Here is a 16,084-nt window from a genome sequence, read left to right on the forward strand (position 1 = left end):
CCTCATCGTATGCGGCGTGCGCCCGCGCGTCGCCCCCGAGCGCAAAGCGGACGTATGCGCCCCGCTTCCGCCCTCTACGCGCGTCAGACCTCTTCCGCACCGTAAATTCCACTGCGACACGCGCTGTTGCCGTCCGCGCAGCTGACCTTCCGGTACGAACCGATGCCTATCTCGGCGAAGTTGCTGAGGCTCTCGGTACCCGGCTCGAAATAGCCGGTGTGGCCGACCGCGCCCGCCGCCGAAAGCACCCGCGCGCCGAAGTCCGGAGCCATCGGATCGGGGCCGTGGCCGAGCCCGCCGACGTTCAGGTTCGGCACGTCCTGGATCCAGTCGTCGCTGTCCCGCATCGCCCAGACCCGCGCTTTCGTCCGCAGCTGGGCCGCGCTCTCGGCGCGCATGCCGGGGCTGCCGGCGACGGTCATGTCGGCGACGCGGCCGGGCAGTTCACGGGCGGCGACCCCGCACACCACGGAGCCGTAGCTGTGGCAGAACAACGACACCTTGGTGTCGCGGCCGGGCAGCGCCGTGGTCATTGCCACCAGCCGTTCGGCGCCGCTCGCGGCGAGCCGTCCGGTCGAGGCGTCCAGCCCGATCCCGGCCGGCGAGGTGTAGTCGGCCCAGGCGATGACCGCGGTGCTGATGGAGGGGGCGGCGGCCCGCTCCGCGGTGTACAGCGACTCCGCCATGCCCACCGGTGCCGTGTACTTGCGCCGGGTCTTCTCGAACGTCAGGAGAGTGGTGTCGACGCCCGGGACGATCACCGAGACCCGCTGGGCGCGGTCGAGACTGCCGAACACCTCGGCGACCCGGCCCTTGCCGGACGGGTCGAAGGCGAGGATCTGCCGGCCCGGGCTCAGCAGCGACTCGTACCGGTGCATCCGCCGGCCCGCCTCGTTGCGGCCGTCCGTGGAGAGCCTGCTGTCGTGCATCCGCCCCTGCTCCACCTGGCGCGCCTGGGCGAGCGCGACGCGATTGGCCCGGTAGCGCAGTGTGACCGGGGCGCCGTTGAGGTTGCCCACCACGAGCGGGTGGCGGTCCGCCAGCGCGGCCGCCTGCTGCTTGCTGATGGACGCGAAGAATCCGGCCAGCAGAGCGGGCGGCGAGTCGGGGTCGGGCAGCGCACGAGTGCCTATCCGGGCGTGGTCCCAGGCGGCGCGTGCGACGTCTCTGGGCTCGCCGGGACCGCGCTGATGTCGTACGGCTGTCCAGCCGGTGGTGGCGAGCAGCACGAAGACGACGGCGAGAGCGAGGAGGGCGCGCCAGACGTTCAGTGTGGGGGAGGAGTCGAAAGCAGTCACTGAGGGGACAGCCTAGGGGCCGCTCGGGGACGCTCGCGAAGACCGTGAGAGAGATCACGTGTCCGAGGTGCGGAGAGGGGCGTGTGGCTACTTTCCGTGTGCGCCGGTCGTACGCTCTGGTGCGCCCGGAGTCGTCGAACTGGCGGCTGATGAACGCCAGTCCGCGGCGAGCGCGGGAGCCAGATGGTCGAGGTAGCTCTCGGTCAGTTCCCGGATGGCGTCCATGCTGGGGTCCTCGCCCTGCCCCCAGAGCCGGCCGGTGACCCGCATCACTCCGGTGAAGGCGGCGACGGCGACGCGCGGCCGGGGGTCGGAGTCCACGTCGAGGCCCTCGCGGTCGGCGATCAGCCGGGCGACCTCCTCGTCCAGCTCGGCGGAGCGGCGCAGATGGACGGCGAGCAGTGCGGGTGTCGACTCGATCATCCGGTACGCCCGCATGTGCAGCTCGACGGGGACGACCGCCTCGATGGCTTCACCGACGGTGTCCCAAGCGGTCCGCACCGAGTTGCGCATCGCCGTGAACGGGCCTTCCTCGGCGGGCCGTTCGCGCAGAGCCGCCACGAAGTGGGACTCGACCATCTCCTGGACGGCGAAGGCGGCCTCTTCCTTGTTGGCGAAGTACCGGAAGAAGGTCCGCTGGGAGACCTCGACGGCGTCGGCGATCTCGTCGACGGTGGTGTGCTCGTACCCCTGTGTCGTGAAGAGCTCGAGCGCGGCGCGCAGCAGAGCGTCGCGGGTGCGCTGCTTCTTCAGCTCACGCAGTCCGGTTCCCGTCACCTCTCGGCCTTCTCTCTGCTGTGATCGCTGTCATCTCGCCTGTCGTTTCGCCGCTTTTCGCAGCTCAGCGTACCTGTGAGCTACGTGACAGTCACCGACTCATGAAATGCTTTGTCAACTGTCAGCGACTGACATTAGTTTTGAACGCATGACTAGTCAGACCACCGTCGAAAAGGCGCCGGCGGACCACGGTCCCGTACCGGCGCCGGCCAAGGGGCTCCGCGGCCACCCCTGGCTGACGCTCTTCGCCGTGGCCATCGGCGTGATGATGGTCGCGTTGGACGGCACGATCGTCGCGATCGCCAACCCGGCCATCCAGAAGGATCTGGGCGCCTCGCTCGCCGACGTCCAGTGGATCACCAACGGCTATCTGCTGGCGCTCGCCGTCGCGCTGATCACCGCCGGCAAGCTCGGTGACCGCTTCGGCCACCGCCAGACCTTCCTCATCGGCGTCTCGGGCTTCGCCCTCGCCTCCGGGGCCATCGGCCTCTCCGACTCCATCGCCCTGGTGGTCACCTTCCGCGTGCTCCAGGGCCTCTTCGGCGCCCTGCTGATGCCGGCCGCGCTCGGCCTGCTGCGCGCCACCTTCCCCGCCGAGAAGCTGAACATGGCGATCGGCATCTGGGGCATGGTCATCGGCGCCTCGACGGCCGGCGGCCCGATCCTCGGCGGCGTGCTCGTCGAGCACGTCAGCTGGCAGTCCGTCTTCTTCATCAACGTGCCGGTCGGCGTCGTCGCGCTGGTCCTCGGACTGGTCATCCTCAAGGACCACCGCGCCGCCCTCGGCCAGGGGCCGTTCGACAAGCACAGCGCGCCGAGGTCCTTCGACATCCCCGGCATCCTGCTGCTGTCCGGCGCGATGTTCGCCCTGATCTGGCCGCTGATCAAGGCCGGAGAGTGGGGCTGGGGCTCGATGAGCACCCTGGGCTGGCTCGCCGGGGCGCTGGTCCTCTTCGCGCTGTTCGCCGCCTGGGAGAGCAAGGTCAGGGAGCCGCTCATCCCGCTGCGGCTGTTCCGCTCCGTCCCGGTCTCCGCGGGCACGGTGCTGATGGTGCTGATGGCCTTCGCCTTCATGGGCGGCCTGTTCTTCGTCACCTTCTACCTGGCGAACGTGCACGGCATGAGCGCCATCGACAGCGGTCTGCATCTGCTGCCGCTCACCGCGATGATGATCGTCTCGTCGCCGCTCGCCGGAGCGCTCATCACCAAGTTCGGCCCGCGCATCCCGCTGGTCGGCGGCATGGTGTGCACGACCGTCGCGATGTTCGGCATGACCACTCTTTCGGCGGACACCGGCACGCTGCCGATGTCCGTCTGGCTGGCCCTCCTCGGTCTCGGCCTCGCGCCGGTCATGGTCGGCGCCACCGAAGTCATCGTCGGCAACGCGCCGCTGGAGCTGTCCGGTGTGGCCGGTGGTCTGCAGCAGGCCGCCATGCAGGTCGGCGGCAGCCTCGGTACGGCGGTGCTCGGCGCGGTCATGTCGGCCAGGGTCAGCTCCGACCTCGCCGGCAACTGGGCGGACGCGAAGCTTCCGCCGCTCCCGCCCGAGCAGCTCGCCAAGGCGAAGGAAGCGGTCGAGGTCGGGATCGCCCCGGTCACCCCGCAGACCCCGAAGCCGGTCGTCGCGCAGATCACCGAAGTCGCGCACGACACCTTCATCTCGGGGATGCACATGGCCTTCACGGTCGCCGGGATCGTCGCGGTGCTGGCCGCCGGGGTCGCTCTCTTCACCAAGCGCGGTGAGAACGCGGAGGCAGGTGCGGGCGCGGCCCACATCTGACGTCAATCGCGTGGTGCGACAGCCCCGCCGTGGGGGCCCCTCCCATGCCGAAGGCCATGGGGGAGCTTCCGGCGGGGCTGTCGCCTATCCGGGTGACCGTCCACGAAGGCCCTTCCGCGTCCCCGTCACCGCCGGTCAGGGTGCGGGTAAGTGATCCACGACGACACGGGGGTTGATCCACCATGCGTACGACCGTCCTCGCCGCCGCCCTGGCCGCGACCACCCTTCTGGCGCCCACCGCCGCCGCCGCGCCCCGGCCCACGCCCGGTGTCTGCGGCCCCGGCGAGCTGTGCCTCTGGCAGGAGCCCGACTTCAAGGGGACCGAGCACGTGTACGACCTGTCCGGGCTCGACATCGAGTCCTGCGTCCCGCTCCCCGCAGGCATCACCGCCCAGGCCCTCGCCAACCGCACCGGACGGCCCGTCACCACCTACCAGTCGGCGGAGTGCGCGGAGACCGGCGAGTTCGACACGTACCCGGGCGGCGGCACCTGGGTGCCGCAATCCCCGTACAAGGTGCGGGCGTTCAAGGTGTGGGAGACGTAGGGGCCTGTCCGGGCACGTCGGGCACGGCACGCGTCGCCCCCGACAGTTGCGCCACCTCCGCCCGCAGCTCCTGGACCTCCCTGGTCAGGGCTTCGAGGAGCGCCGTCTGCCGGCGCTCCTCGGCGTCGTCGCGCTCGAAGCGGGAGATGAACCAGGCCGCGATGTTCGCCGTCACCACACCGAGCAGGGCGATCCCGGACAGCATCAGCCCGACCGCGAGCACCCGCCCGAGGCCCGTCGTCGGTGCGTGGTCCCCGTATCCCACCGTCGTCATCGTGGTGAACGACCACCACACGGCGTCACCCAGCGTCTTGATGTTCCCGTCGGGCGCGTCCCGTTCGACATGCAGCACCGCGAGCGAGCCGAACATCATCAGCCCGACCACCGCCCCGGCCACATAGGTGGTCAGGGTGATCTGCGGGGCCATCCGGGCCCGCCGCCCCACCAGCAGCAGCGTCGAGACCACCCGCAGCAGCCGCAGCGGCTGCACCAGCGGCAGGATCACCGCCAGCAGATCCAGCGGATGCTTGCGGACGAACAGCCGCTTGTACGGCGCCAGCGTCAGCCGTACGACGTAGTCGAAGGCGAACGCGCCCCACACCACCCACTCCACGACCATGCAGAGCTGATGCACCCAGCGCTGTGCGTCGGGCGCCACGATCGGCACGGCGTACGCGACGCCGAACACCACGGCGAGCGCAATGAGTGGCCCCTGCGTACGCGCTTCCCAGCGGACCTGGGCCGTTCGTTCCTTCATGGGGCGCATCGTAAAGGTGCGCGGGGGGACGAAGTCCCCCCGCACGGAGAGCACGGAGAGCTACGCGTCGCCGCCCGCCGCACCCGGGTCGGCCGCCGCCACGTCCAGCAGCTGGTAGCGGTCCACCGCCTGCTTCAGCACCGAGCGGTCGACCTTGCCGTCCTTGGCGAGCTCGGTGAGCACCGCCAGCACGATCGACTGCGCGTCGATGTGGAAGTAACGGCGCGCAGCACCGCGGGTGTCCGCGAAGCCGAAGCCGTCCGCGCCCAGCGAGCTGTAGCGGCCCGGCACCCAGCGGGAGATCTGGTCCGGCACCGACCGCATCCAGTCGGAGACGGCCACGAACGGGCCCTCCGCGCCGCTGAGCTTCTGCGTCACGTACGGGACGCGCTGCTCCTCCTCGGGGTGGAGCAGGTTGTGCTCCTCCGCCGCCACGGCGTCGCGCCGCAGCTCGTTCCAGGACGTCGCCGACCACACGTCGGCCCGTACGTTCCACTCCTCGGCGAGCATCTTCTGGGCCTCGAGCGCCCACGGCACCGCGACACCGGACGCCATGATCTGCGCCGGGACCGCACCGGCCTCGCCCGCCTTGAAGCGGTAGATGCCCTTGAGGATGCCCTCGGCGTCCACACCCTCCGGCTCCGCGGGGTGCTGGATCGGCTCGTTGTAGACGGTCAGGTAGTAGAAGACGTCCTCACCGTGCGGGTGCTCGTCGTCGGAGCCGTACATCCGCCGCAGACCGTCCTCGACGATGTGGGCGATCTCGAAACCGAAGGCCGGGTCGTAGGCGACACAGCCGGGGTTCGTGGAGGCCAGCAGCTGTGAGTGGCCGTCCGCGTGCTGCAGACCCTCACCGGTCAGGGTCGTACGTCCCGCGGTCGCGCCCAGCACGAAGCCGCGCGCCAGCTGGTCGGCCATCTGCCAGAACTGGTCGCCGGTCCGCTGGAAACCGAACATCGAGTAGAAGACGTAGACCGGGATCAGCGGCTCTCCGTGCGTCGCGTACGCAGAGCCGGCGGCGATCAGCGAGGCCGTGCAGCCGGCCTCGGAGATGCCGTCGTGCAGCATCTGACCGGTCGGGGACTCCTTGTACGCGAGCAGCAGGTCACGGTCCACTGCCTCGTACTGCTGGCCCAGCGGGTTGTAGATCTTCGCGCTCGGGAAGAAGGAGTCCATTCCGAACGTGCGGTACTCGTCCGGCGCGATCAGCACGAACCGCCTGCCGATCTCCTTGTCCCGCATCAGGTCCTTCAGCAGCCGGACGAACGCCATGGTGGTGGCGATCGACTGCTGACCGGAACCCTTCTTCACGGCCGCGTACGTCTTCTCGTCCGGCAGGACCAGCGGCTTCGACCGCACGACCCGGGTCGGGACGTACCCGCCCAGCCCCTTGCGGCGGTCGTGCATGTACTGGATCTCCTCCGAGTCACGGCCCGGGTGGTAGTACGGCGGCGGGCCGTCCTCGAGCTGCTTGTCGGTGATCGGCAGCCGCAGCCGGTCGCGGAAGCCCTTGAGGTCGTCGACCGTCAGCTTCTTCATCTGGTGCGTCGCGTTGCGGCCCTCGAAGTTCGGACCGAGCGTCCAGCCCTTGACGGTCTGGGCGAGGATCACGGTCGGCTGGCCCTTGTGGGCGCGGGCCGCCGAGTACGCCGCGTAGATCTTCTTGTGGTCGTGGCCGCCGCGCCCCAGCATCAGGATCTGGTGGTCGGTCATGCCGTCGACCATGGCGCGCAGCCGGTGGTCGTCGCCGAAGAAGTGCTGACGGATGTAGGCACCCGTCTCGGTGGCGTACGTCTGGAACTGACCGTCCGGCGTCGTGTTCAGCTTGTTGACCAGGATGCCGTCGCGGTCCTGCGCGAGCAGCGGGTCCCAGGAGCGGTCCCAGACCAGCTTGATCACATTCCAGCCGGCACCGCGGAACTGCGACTCCAGCTCCTGGATGATCTTGCCGTTGCCGCGCACCGGGCCGTCGAGGCGCTGCAGATTGCAGTTGACCACGAAGGTCAGGTTGTCCAGGCCCTCACGGGCGGCGATGGACAGCTGGCCCAGCGACTCGGGCTCGTCCATCTCGCCGTCGCCGAGGAAGGCCCAGACGTGCGACGCGGAGGTGTCCGCGATTCCGCGCGCCTCCATGTAGCGGTTCATCCTGGCCTGGAAGATCGCGCCGAGCGGACCGAGGCCCATCGACACGGTCGGGAACTCCCAGAATCCCGGCATCAGCCGCGGGTGGGGGTACGACGACAGCCCGTTCGGGTACTTCGACTTCTCCTGGCGGAAGGCGTCGAGCTGCGTCTCGCCCAGCCGGTCCAGGAGGAACGCGCGCGCGTAGATACCGGGCGAGGCATGGCCCTGGAAGAAGATCTGGTCGCCGCCGTCACCCTCGTCCTTGCCCCGGAAGAAGTGGTTGAAGCCCACGTCGTAGAGGGAGGCGGAGGAGGCGAAGGTGGCGATGTGCCCGCCGACGCCGATGCCGGGGCGCTGCGCGCGCGACACCATCACCGCGGCGTTCCAGCGGGTCGCGTTGAGGACCTTGCGCTCGATCTCCTCGTTGCCGGGGAAGAACGGCTCGTCCTTGGTCGCGATGGTGTTCACGTAGTCCGTGCTGCGCATCTCGGGCACGGCCACGCGCTTCTCGCGAGCCCTCTCGATCAGACGCAGCATGAGGTAGCGGGCACGCTCACGGCCGCGCTCGTCCACGGCTGCGTCGAGCGAGTCGAGCCACTCCCGGGTCTCCTCCGGATCGAAATCCGGGACCTGGCTCGGAAGGCCGCCAATGATGATCGGGTTGCGATCGGATCCGGAAGCCACGCTGTTCCTTCGCTGGTCGGTTGCTGTGTCGTTTCGCCGGTCACCATCGTGTACCCCAGGGGAGCAAAACGTCATCTCTACCGAACGGTAACCAACCGGCCCCGATTGGCGGACCGCGGGCTCGGAAGCGTACAAAGGTGGCGAAGGGGTGAGTGGATCTCACCAGGGCGGACGGAGCCCCGGGCCGGTAGTTGCGGCGAGACGGCCGTAAACGTCACCGTTTCGGCGGTCTCAACGGCCGGGTACTTGCGCGATCCGTCCCGCCCGTGTGGACTACGGCCAATGCCTCGCGTACGCGCGCGGCTGAAGCATTTTCCGAAACAAGATCAGGAGGCAAGCCGTGAGCGCGACCGCGGACCACGCGGAGGAGCGGACCAACCCGGCAGCGAGGCTGGGGTTCGAGCCCGGACAGGTGGTCCAGGAGATCGGCTACGACGATGACGTCGAGCACGAGCTCCGTGAGGGCATTGAGGCCGTGATCGGCCAGGAAATCGTCGACGAGGACTACGACGACGTCGCGGACGTCGTCCTGCTCTGGTTCCGCGACGAGGACGGCGACCTTACGGACGCACTCGTGGACGCCATCGGTCTGGTCGACGACGGCGGAACGGTCTGGCTGCTGACGCCGAAGACCGGCCGTGACGGCTACGTCGAGCCCAGCGACATCAACGAGGCCTCCCAGACGGCGGGCCTGTCGCAGACCAAGAGCATCAATGCCGGCAAGGACTGGACCGGCAGCAGGCTGGTCACACCCAAGTCCAAGCGCTGAGGCGCAGCTGTAGAGGGCCCCCGCCGACGACCGTCGGCGGGGGCCTTGTGCGTAGGGTGGACGCCACCGGCACGGACCGGTGCCGGAGCGGCCAGTGAAGGGATACGTGAGTCATGGCGATCGAGGTCGGCACCTTGGCCCCGGACTTCGAGCTGAAGGACAACCACGGGCGGACGGTGACCCTCGCCGAGTTCCGTGGCGAGAAGAATGTGGTGCTGCTCTTCTACCCCTTCGCCTTCACGGGCGTGTGCACCGGTGAGCTCTGCGCACTCCGTGACGAGCTGCCCCGGTTCGTCAACGACGACACCCAGCTGCTCGCCGTCTCCAACGACTCCATCCACACCCTGAGGGTCTTCGCCGACCAGGAAGGCCTGGAGTACCCGCTGCTGTCGGACTTCTGGCCGCACGGCGAGGTCTCGCGGGCGTACGGAGTCTTCGCCGAGGACAAGGGCTGCGCGGTGCGCGGCACCTTCATCATCGACAAGGAGGGCGTGGTGCGCTGGACCGTGGTCAACGCCCTGCCCGACGCGCGGGACCTGACCGATTACGTCAAGGCTCTCGACACTCTGTGACTCCCCGGCCGCGGGCCGCTGTGCTTTCCCGGGGAACACCCCCGGAACCCCCGTCCGCTGTGCTTTCCCGGGGGACACCCCCCGGAACCCCCGGCCGCTGTGCTTCTCCGGGGGACACCCCCCGGAACCCCCGTCCGAAAGACTGTTTCGTCCGGGAACCGGTCACTAGGATCCAGTCGTTGATCCGAATGCCAACGCACGACGGGGGCGCTGCCCCTGAAAACCATATGGGAGGACTCGTGGGAGTCAGCCTCAGCAAGGGCGGCAACGTCTCGCTGACCAAGGCCGCCCCCAACCTGACCGCGGTCACCGTCGGTCTCGGCTGGGACGTACGTACCACCACCGGTACCGACTTCGACCTCGACGCCAGCGCCCTGCTGGCCAACGCCGAGGGCAAGGTCGCGCTCGACGGGAACTTTGTCTTCTTCAACAACCTGAAAAGCCCCGACGGCTCGGTCGAGCACACCGGCGACAACATCACCGGTGAGGGCGAGGGCGACGACGAGCAGATCAAGGTGAACCTGGCCGGCGTGCCGGCCGACGTTCACAAGATCGTGTTCCCGGTCTCGATCTACGACGCCGAGACCCGCCAGCAGTCCTTCGGCCAGGTGCGCAACGCGTTCATCCGCGTCGTGAACCAGGCCAACGGCGATGAGCTCGCGCGCTACGACCTGAGCGAGGACGCCTCGACCGAGACCGCCATGGTCTTCGGTGAGCTGTACCGCAACGGAGCGGAGTGGAAGTTCCGCGCCATCGGCCAGGGGTACGCCTCGGGTCTGCGCGGCATCGCGCAGGACTTCGGCGTCAACGTCTGAGCCGACATCACCTCTGTGTCCGGCGCCGCACACCATCCGTGCGGCGCCGGACGCGCCTGTAATTCCGTACATCCAGGGGAGGACTCACCGTCATGGGCGTCACGCTCGCCAAGGGAGGCAATGTCTCCCTCTCCAAGGCCGCACCCAACCTCACCCAGGTCCTCGTCGGTCTCGGCTGGGACGCACGCTCCACCACCGGAGCGCCCTTCGACCTCGACGCCAGCGCGCTGCTCTGCCAGTCGGGGCGGGTGCTCGGTGACGAGTGGTTCGTGTTCTACAACAATCTGACGAGCCCGGAGGGTTCGGTCGAGCACACCGGTGACAACCTCACCGGCGAGGGCGAGGGGGACGACGAGTCGCTCATCGTGGACCTCTCCAAGGTGCCGGCCCACTGCGACAAGATCACCTTCCCGGTCTCGATCCACGATGCCGACAACCGTGGCCAGACGTTCGGCCAGGTCAGCAATGCCTTCATCCGCGTGGTCAACCAGGCGGACGGCCAGGAGCTCGCGCGGTACGACCTGAGCGAGGACGCTTCGACCGAAACCGCGATGATCTTCGGCGAGCTGTACCGCTACGGCGGCGAATGGAAGTTCCGGGCCGTAGGACAGGGGTACGCGTCGGGGCTCCGGGGCATCGCTCTAGACTTCGGAGTCAATGTTTCCTAAAACATTGCTCCGGCCCGGTCCAAGTCCGGGCCGGCCCTCAGGGCTTTGTGCTGGGGGTCCGGGGGTCGCCCCCCGGGAGAAAGCAGCGTGGAGCCGCGTGCGGCACGGGGGAGACCCGCTACGGCGGGGCCCGTACAACCGATGGGATAGGCAGTGGTCCTGAGAACATTCGGCTGGTCGTTCGCCATTACAGCGATCGGCCTTGCATTCGCCGCCTGGCAGTGGGGGTGGGAGGCGTTCGGGATCGTCCTGATCCTGTCGGTCCTCGAAATCTCGTTGTCGTTCGACAACGCGGTCGTCAACGCCGGAATCCTGAAGAAGATGAATGCCTACTGGCAGAAGATCTTCCTCACGGTCGGCGTGCTCATCGCGGTCTTCGGTATGCGGCTGGTCTTCCCCGTCGCCATCGTCGCCATCAGTGCAAAGGTCGGGCCCATCGAGGCCGTCAACCTCGCGCTGGACGATCCCGAGAAGTACGAGGCCCTGGTCACCGACGCGCACCCGGCCATCGCGGCCTTCGGTGGCATGTTCCTGCTGATGATCTTCCTCGACTTCATCTTCGAGGAGCGGGACATCAAGTGGCTCGCCTGGCTGGAGCGCCCGCTCGCCAAGCTCGGCAAGGTCGACATGCTGTCGGTCTGCGTCGCCCTGATCGCCCTGCTGGTCAGCGCCATGACCTTCGCGACCCACGCCCACACCAGCACCGGCTACGCGGACAAGTCCGCCACGGTGCTGCTCTCCGGCGTCGCCGGTCTGATCACGTATCTGATCGTCGGCGGCCTCTCCGGCTACTTCGAGAACAAGCTGGAGGAAGAGGAGGAGCGCGAGCACGAGGAGGAGGAGAGGGCCAAGGCCGAGGGCAAGCAGGTCTCGGTAGTCGGCCTGGCCGGCAAGGCGGCGTTCTTCCTGTTCCTCTACCTGGAGGTGCTGGACGCGTCGTTCTCCTTCGACGGAGTCATCGGCGCCTTCGCCATCACCAACCACATCTTCTGGATGGCCCTCGGCCTCGGTATCGGTGCCATGTACGTCCGGTCGCTCACGGTCTACCTGGTCCGCCAGGGCACCCTCGACGACTACGTCTACCTGGAGCACGGCGCGCACTACGCGATCGGCGCTCTCGCCGTCATCCTGCTCGTCACCATCGAGCACGAGATCACCGAGCTCGTCACCGGTACCATCGGCGTCGTGCTGATCGCCTGGTCCTTCCTCTCGTCGGTGATGCGCAACCGGCGGCTCGCGGCGGAAGAGTCCGAGGAGAAGGAGCTCGCGGCGAAGGAAGTGTGACGCCGCAGGGTTTGAGGAACGCTCTCAGCGGGGCGGCCAGGAGGCACACCGGCCTCCGGGCCGCCCCTCGCGGTTGTATCGGGACCGGCCCTCGCGGGGCCGGCGCAGGCAGGGGTGGGACATGGCCTTCTGGGATGGTTTGTGGCGCGGCAGGGCAGCGCAGTTCGACTCGGGCAGCGCCTCGACCAACTCCATCCAGCTGACCAGAAGGCACCCCGCGGTCTCGCTCAGCAAGCAGGGCGCCGCCACCGGAAACCTCCGGGTCAACCTCTCGTGGCGGATGCGGACGTCCGACATCGAGGGCCGTTCCAAGCAGAGCGGCCGGCTGCTGAGGCACCCTTTCAAGCTCTTCAAGCCCGATGTGGTCCAGGCGCACACCCAGGGCGTGGTCAATGTGGACCTCGACCTCGGCTGCCTCTACGAGCTGATCGACGGCAGCAAGGGCGTGGTGCAGCCGCTGGGCAGCTTCTTCGGCAGTCTCAATGAGCCGCCCTTCGTGCGGCTCAGCGGCGACGACCGGTTCGGCGCCCCCTCCGGCGAGACGCTCTTCGTCAATCTCGACCACCGCGAGTCGATCAGGCGGCTGCTGTTCTTCGTCTACATCTACGACCGGACGCCGGCGTTCGACCGTACGCACGCGAAGGTGACGCTCTACCCGAGCAACGGGCCGCGCGTGGAGATCGAGCTCGACGAGCGCGCCCCGCAGGCCCGCTCGTGCGCGGTGTTCATGGTGGAGAACGTCAAGGGCGAGCTCATCGTGCGCCGCGAGGTGAAGTTCGTATACGGCTTCCAGGCCGAGCTGGACCGGCTGTACGGCTGGGGACTGCAGTGGGGCCGCGGCTACAAGACCAAGATCTGAGCAGCCGCCCGCCCGCCGCTACTGCCGGATGAACTGGGGACCCATCGGGGGCAGCCGGAAGTTCGGGTCGGGCGCCGGGGCGGCCGCGGCGGCGGGCTGCGGGTAGCCGTACGCGGGCTGCGGATCCGTGGGCGCCGTCGCCGGCTGCGGATAGCCGTACGCGGGGCGCGTCGCCGGGGAAGCGGGCTGGGGGTAGCCGTAGGCCGGCTGGGTCGCGGGCGAGGCCGGCTGCGGGTAGCCGTAGCCGGGCTGTGCCTCCGGCTGCGGCTGTGCCTGCGGCTGGGTCTGTGCCTGCGGCTGTGGCTGGGCCTGTGCCTGGGTCTGTGCCTGGTTCTGTGCCTGGGTCTGTGTCTCGGGCCGGGCGGGCGGCTCCTCCGCCGGGGTGCTGTCGTCCACCGAGATGCCGAAGGCCGTGGCCAGGCCGATCAGCCCGGTCGGATAGCCCTGACCCACCGCGCGGAACTTCCAGCCCTCTCCGCGCCGGTACAGCTCACCGCAGATGATCGCGGTCTCCTCGCCGGTCTCCGGCCGCACGTCGAACACGGCCAGCGGCTCGCCGTCCGACGTGGCGGCGTCGTACAGCATGATCCGCAGATCCGGTACGCCCGAGAAGGTGCCGCCGTCGGAGGAGGCCGCGATGACCACCTGGTCGACCGAGGCGTCGAGCGAGCCGACATCCGCCTGGACGGTGTCGGTGAGCCCATCGGCGACACGCTTCTTGGGCAGCAGCCGAACCAGCCCGGAGGGGTGGCGGGGCTGGTTGTAGAAGACGAAGTCCTCGTCGGCGCGCACACGGCCGTCGGAGCCGAGCAGCAGGGCGGAGGCGTCCACGTCCGGGACCCCGGCGCCGGTGGTCCAGCGCAGAACGGCTCGGACGGCGGTCGCTCCGAGCGGAACGTTGGAGCCCTTCAGCATCGCGTGCGTCATGCCCGTCATCCTGCCTTCCCACGCCCCGGGCGGACAACGCGGGGGCGCCAGGGCATGTCCCGGCCCGGTACGGGGCAGCCTGTGTCGGGGACGCGAAGGGGACGAGTTACCTGGATTTCATGCACTTGGGGAACTCTTGACACCTGTCCCTACGTACTATTACCGGCCACCAATCGACAGGGCCGCATAGGCAGTACGGGGGACTCAGATGCGTCATTTCGGGCATATCTCGACCGCTGCCCGGAAGGAATTGTTCTACCAGGAGCCGTCCGAATTCGACGTCGGCTCCCCTGCCCGCATGCTCTCCTGCGCGCTCGGAGCGACGCTCTACAGCCCGGCGACCCGGCCGCGACTCGCGGACGACGTGATCAAGCAGGGTGCGCGCGGAGTCGTCTCCATGGTGCTCTGCCTGGAGGATTCGATCGACGACGCCGAGGTCTCCGACGCCGAGGAGAACCTGGTCCGCCAGTTCGCCGACCTCGACGCGCGCGGCGTCGAGGTGCCGCTGCTCTTCATCCGGGTGCGCGAATCCGGCCAGATCGAGGACCTCGTCCGGCGTCTCGGCGACTCGGTCCGGCTGTTGTCCGGATTCGTACTCCCCAAATTCACCGAAGAGCGCGGCGGCCCGTTCCTGGAGGCCCTCAGCGCCGCGGAGGCCACGACCGGCCGCCGGCTGTACGCGATGCCGGTGCTCGAATCGCCCGAGCTGCTCCACCTGGAGACCAGGTTCGACACGCTCGCCGGCATCTCCCGCGCCGTCGGCAGGCACCGGGAGCGGATCCTCGCGCTCCGCCTCGGCGTCACCGACTTCTGCTCGGCGTACGGACTGCGCCGCTCGCCCGACATGACGGCGTACGACGTCAAGATCGTCGCCCATGTCATCGCGGACGTCGTCAATGTCCTCGGCCGAGCCGACGGGAGCGGATTCACCATCACCGGGCCCGTCTGGGAGTACTTCCGCCTTCAGGAGCGGATGTTCAAACCGCAGCTCCGGCGCAGCCCGTTCCTCGAGGTACGGGCCGAGAAACTGCGCACCACGCTGATCGAGCACGACCTCGACGGACTTCTGCGGGAGATCGAGCTGGACCGCGCCAACGGACTGCTCGGCAAGACCTGCATCCACCCCTCCCACGTACTGCCCGTACACGCACTGTCAGTGGTCAGTCATGAGGAGTTCAGCGACGCGCAGGACATCCTTCGCCCCGAGCGGGGAGGAGGAGGGGTGATGCGTTCGGCGTACACGAACAAGATGAATGAAGTGAAGCCGCACCGCGCCTGGGCGGAGCGCACTCTGCTGCGCGCCGAGGTGTTCGGCGTCGCTCGTGAGGACGTGGGCTTTGTGGAGCTGCTCACCGCCGGTCTGGCAGGCTGATGAAGGAGGAAGAAGAAGCAGTGGTGTGGTCGGGTAGCTGGGTCTCCCAGCGGCTGGGAGTGGAGCTCGTCGCAAACGGCGACGGTGCCGACGGCGAGCTGAGGTCGCTGCTGGGCCTGGCCCTGCGGCGCAACCCGAAGCGGGCACACCTGCTGGTGTCGCATGTACTGGGCAAGCATGTGCCGCAGAGCCCGGCCGTCGTGTACGGATACGGGTTCGCGCTCGGCCTGCGCGTACGCGAGCTGCTCGGGCATGAGGAGGCCGCGCGCGCCATGGTCCTCGGCTATGCGGAGACCGCGACCGGCCTCGGCCACTCGGTCGCCGACGGGCTGGGCATCGTGCCCTATCTGCACTCGACGCGGCGCCCCGTCGACGGCCTCGCCCAGGCCGGTGGCTTCGAGGAGTCGCACTCCCACGCCACCTCGCACCTCCTGCTCCCCGAGGACCCGAAACTGCTGGCGGGCGAGGGTCCGCTGGTCCTGGTGGACGACGAGTTCTCCACGGGCAACACCGTCCTGAACACGATCCGCGACCTGCACGAGCGATACCCGCGCAAGCGGTACGTGATCGTCGCCCTCGTCGACATGCGCTCGGCGGCCGATCTGGGCCGCGTGGAGGCCTTCGCGAAGGAGATCGACGCCCGGATCGACCTGGTGGCCACGGCCGAGGGCACGGTGCGCCTGCCGGCGGGGGTCCTGGAGAAGGGCCGGCGTCTGGTGGCGGAGCACGAGGCCGCCGCGGCGGCCGCCGAGGGCGCCACCGCTCCGGCAGTGGGCGCCACCGCTCCGGCAGTGGGCAGGGATGCCGTCGAGTCCTGCCCGGGCGCTGCCGCGCCGCGCGCGGCCGAGCGGTC

At 68.9% G+C, this 16,084-nt stretch carries 15 protein-coding genes; 10 read left to right on the forward strand and 5 right to left on the reverse strand.

Going from position 1 to position 16,084, the window contains the following annotated elements; genetic code table 11:
• Positions 1-83: 83 nt before the first annotated feature.
• Both ACWGI8_RS04735 and ACWGI8_RS04740 read right to left on the reverse strand, forming a co-directional pair.
• Positions 84-1,298, reverse strand: coding sequence for an alpha/beta hydrolase (locus ACWGI8_RS04735; protein ID WP_453658652.1), 1,215 nt, complete (start codon positions 1,296-1,298; stop codon positions 84-86).
• A gap of 87 nt (positions 1,299-1,385) precedes the next feature.
• Positions 1,386-2,075, reverse strand: coding sequence for a TetR/AcrR family transcriptional regulator (locus tag ACWGI8_RS04740; protein WP_453658653.1), 690 nt, complete (start codon positions 2,073-2,075; stop codon positions 1,386-1,388).
• A gap of 148 nt (positions 2,076-2,223) precedes the next feature.
• Between ACWGI8_RS04740 and ACWGI8_RS04745 the strand changes: the two genes are divergently transcribed.
• Both ACWGI8_RS04745 and ACWGI8_RS04750 read left to right on the forward strand, forming a co-directional pair.
• Positions 2,224-3,855 (forward strand): MFS transporter, encoded by a 1,632-nt coding sequence (locus ACWGI8_RS04745; RefSeq protein ID WP_453658654.1) that lies wholly within the window; start codon positions 2,224-2,226, stop codon positions 3,853-3,855.
• Between the two features lie 182 nt (positions 3,856-4,037).
• Positions 4,038-4,400, forward strand: coding sequence for a peptidase inhibitor family I36 protein (locus tag ACWGI8_RS04750; RefSeq protein WP_453658655.1), 363 nt, complete (start codon positions 4,038-4,040; stop codon positions 4,398-4,400).
• Here the strand turns inward: ACWGI8_RS04750 and ACWGI8_RS04755 are convergent.
• Both ACWGI8_RS04755 and aceE read right to left on the reverse strand, forming a co-directional pair.
• On the reverse strand, positions 4,381-5,157 hold the full coding sequence (locus ACWGI8_RS04755; protein ID WP_453658656.1) for a potassium channel family protein: 777 nt from the start codon (positions 5,155-5,157) through the stop codon (positions 4,381-4,383). The genes ACWGI8_RS04750 and ACWGI8_RS04755 overlap by 20 nt on opposite strands.
• Before the next feature lie 60 nt (positions 5,158-5,217).
• On the reverse strand, positions 5,218-7,965 hold the full coding sequence (aceE, locus tag ACWGI8_RS04760; protein ID WP_453658657.1) for a pyruvate dehydrogenase (acetyl-transferring), homodimeric type: 2,748 nt from the start codon (positions 7,963-7,965) through the stop codon (positions 5,218-5,220).
• A 340-nt stretch (positions 7,966-8,305) separates the two neighbouring features.
• Here aceE and ACWGI8_RS04765 point away from each other — a divergent pair, with 340 nt between their 5' ends.
• The 6 genes from ACWGI8_RS04765 (at position 8,306) to ACWGI8_RS04790 (ending at position 12,932) form a co-directional block, all read left to right on the forward strand.
• Complete coding sequence (locus ACWGI8_RS04765) at positions 8,306-8,734, forward strand: DUF3052 domain-containing protein (RefSeq protein WP_453658658.1); 429 nt, start codon at positions 8,306-8,308, stop codon at positions 8,732-8,734.
• Positions 8,735-8,847: 113 nt separating this feature from the next.
• Positions 8,848-9,306: a peroxiredoxin gene (locus tag ACWGI8_RS04770; protein WP_453658659.1), complete on the forward strand. Its 459-nt coding sequence runs from the start codon at positions 8,848-8,850 to the stop codon at positions 9,304-9,306.
• Between the two features lie 239 nt (positions 9,307-9,545).
• Positions 9,546-10,121 carry a TerD family protein gene (locus ACWGI8_RS04775; protein WP_453658660.1) on the forward strand — a complete coding sequence of 192 codons (576 nt, stop codon included), beginning with the start codon at positions 9,546-9,548 and terminating at the stop codon, positions 10,119-10,121.
• A 92-nt stretch (positions 10,122-10,213) separates the two neighbouring features.
• Positions 10,214-10,789: a TerD family protein gene (locus ACWGI8_RS04780; protein ID WP_453658661.1), complete on the forward strand. Its 576-nt coding sequence runs from the start codon at positions 10,214-10,216 to the stop codon at positions 10,787-10,789.
• Between the two features lie 153 nt (positions 10,790-10,942).
• Positions 10,943-12,073: a DUF475 domain-containing protein gene (locus tag ACWGI8_RS04785; protein WP_453658662.1), complete on the forward strand. Its 1,131-nt coding sequence runs from the start codon at positions 10,943-10,945 to the stop codon at positions 12,071-12,073.
• 121 nt (positions 12,074-12,194) lie between these two features.
• A complete protein-coding gene (locus ACWGI8_RS04790; RefSeq protein ID WP_453658663.1) occupies positions 12,195-12,932 on the forward strand; it encodes a TerD family protein in 738 nt (245 codons plus the stop codon).
• 18 nt (positions 12,933-12,950) lie between these two features.
• Here the strand turns inward: ACWGI8_RS04790 and ACWGI8_RS04795 are convergent, their stop codons facing one another.
• The gene (locus tag ACWGI8_RS04795) at positions 12,951-13,868 is read right to left on the reverse strand and encodes a TerD family protein (protein WP_453658664.1); all 918 of its coding nucleotides are present in this window, start codon (positions 13,866-13,868) and stop codon (positions 12,951-12,953) included.
• A 199-nt stretch (positions 13,869-14,067) separates the two neighbouring features.
• On the opposite strand from ACWGI8_RS04795, the gene ACWGI8_RS04800 reads away from it, so the two are divergent.
• On the forward strand, positions 14,068-15,231 hold the full coding sequence (locus tag ACWGI8_RS04800) for an HpcH/HpaI aldolase/citrate lyase family protein (protein WP_453658665.1): 1,164 nt from the start codon (positions 14,068-14,070) through the stop codon (positions 15,229-15,231).
• A partial coding sequence (locus ACWGI8_RS04805) for a phosphoribosyltransferase domain-containing protein (RefSeq protein ID WP_453658666.1) occupies positions 15,231-16,084 on the forward strand: 854 nt, incomplete at its 3' end. The genes ACWGI8_RS04800 and ACWGI8_RS04805, both read left to right, overlap by 1 nt.

This window comes from Streptomyces sp. NPDC054841 (assembly GCF_053611045.1).

Coding starts and splice junctions, on each gene's coding strand:
- ACWGI8_RS04745 (WP_453658654.1), top strand. CDS start 2,224: ATGACTAGTCAGACCACCGTCGAAAAGGCGCCGGCGGACCACGGTCCC.
- ACWGI8_RS04750 (WP_453658655.1), top strand. CDS start 4,038: ATGCGTACGACCGTCCTCGCCGCCGCCCTGGCCGCGACCACCCTTCTG.
- ACWGI8_RS04755 (WP_453658656.1), bottom strand. CDS start 5,157: ATGAAGGAACGAACGGCCCAGGTCCGCTGGGAAGCGCGTACGCAGGGG.
- ACWGI8_RS04770 (WP_453658659.1), top strand. CDS start 8,848: ATGGCGATCGAGGTCGGCACCTTGGCCCCGGACTTCGAGCTGAAGGAC.
- ACWGI8_RS04780 (WP_453658661.1), top strand. CDS start 10,214: ATGGGCGTCACGCTCGCCAAGGGAGGCAATGTCTCCCTCTCCAAGGCC.
- ACWGI8_RS04790 (WP_453658663.1), top strand. CDS start 12,195: ATGGCCTTCTGGGATGGTTTGTGGCGCGGCAGGGCAGCGCAGTTCGAC.
- ACWGI8_RS04795 (WP_453658664.1), bottom strand. CDS start 13,868: ATGACGGGCATGACGCACGCGATGCTGAAGGGCTCCAACGTTCCGCTC.
- ACWGI8_RS04800 (WP_453658665.1), top strand. CDS start 14,068: ATGCGTCATTTCGGGCATATCTCGACCGCTGCCCGGAAGGAATTGTTC.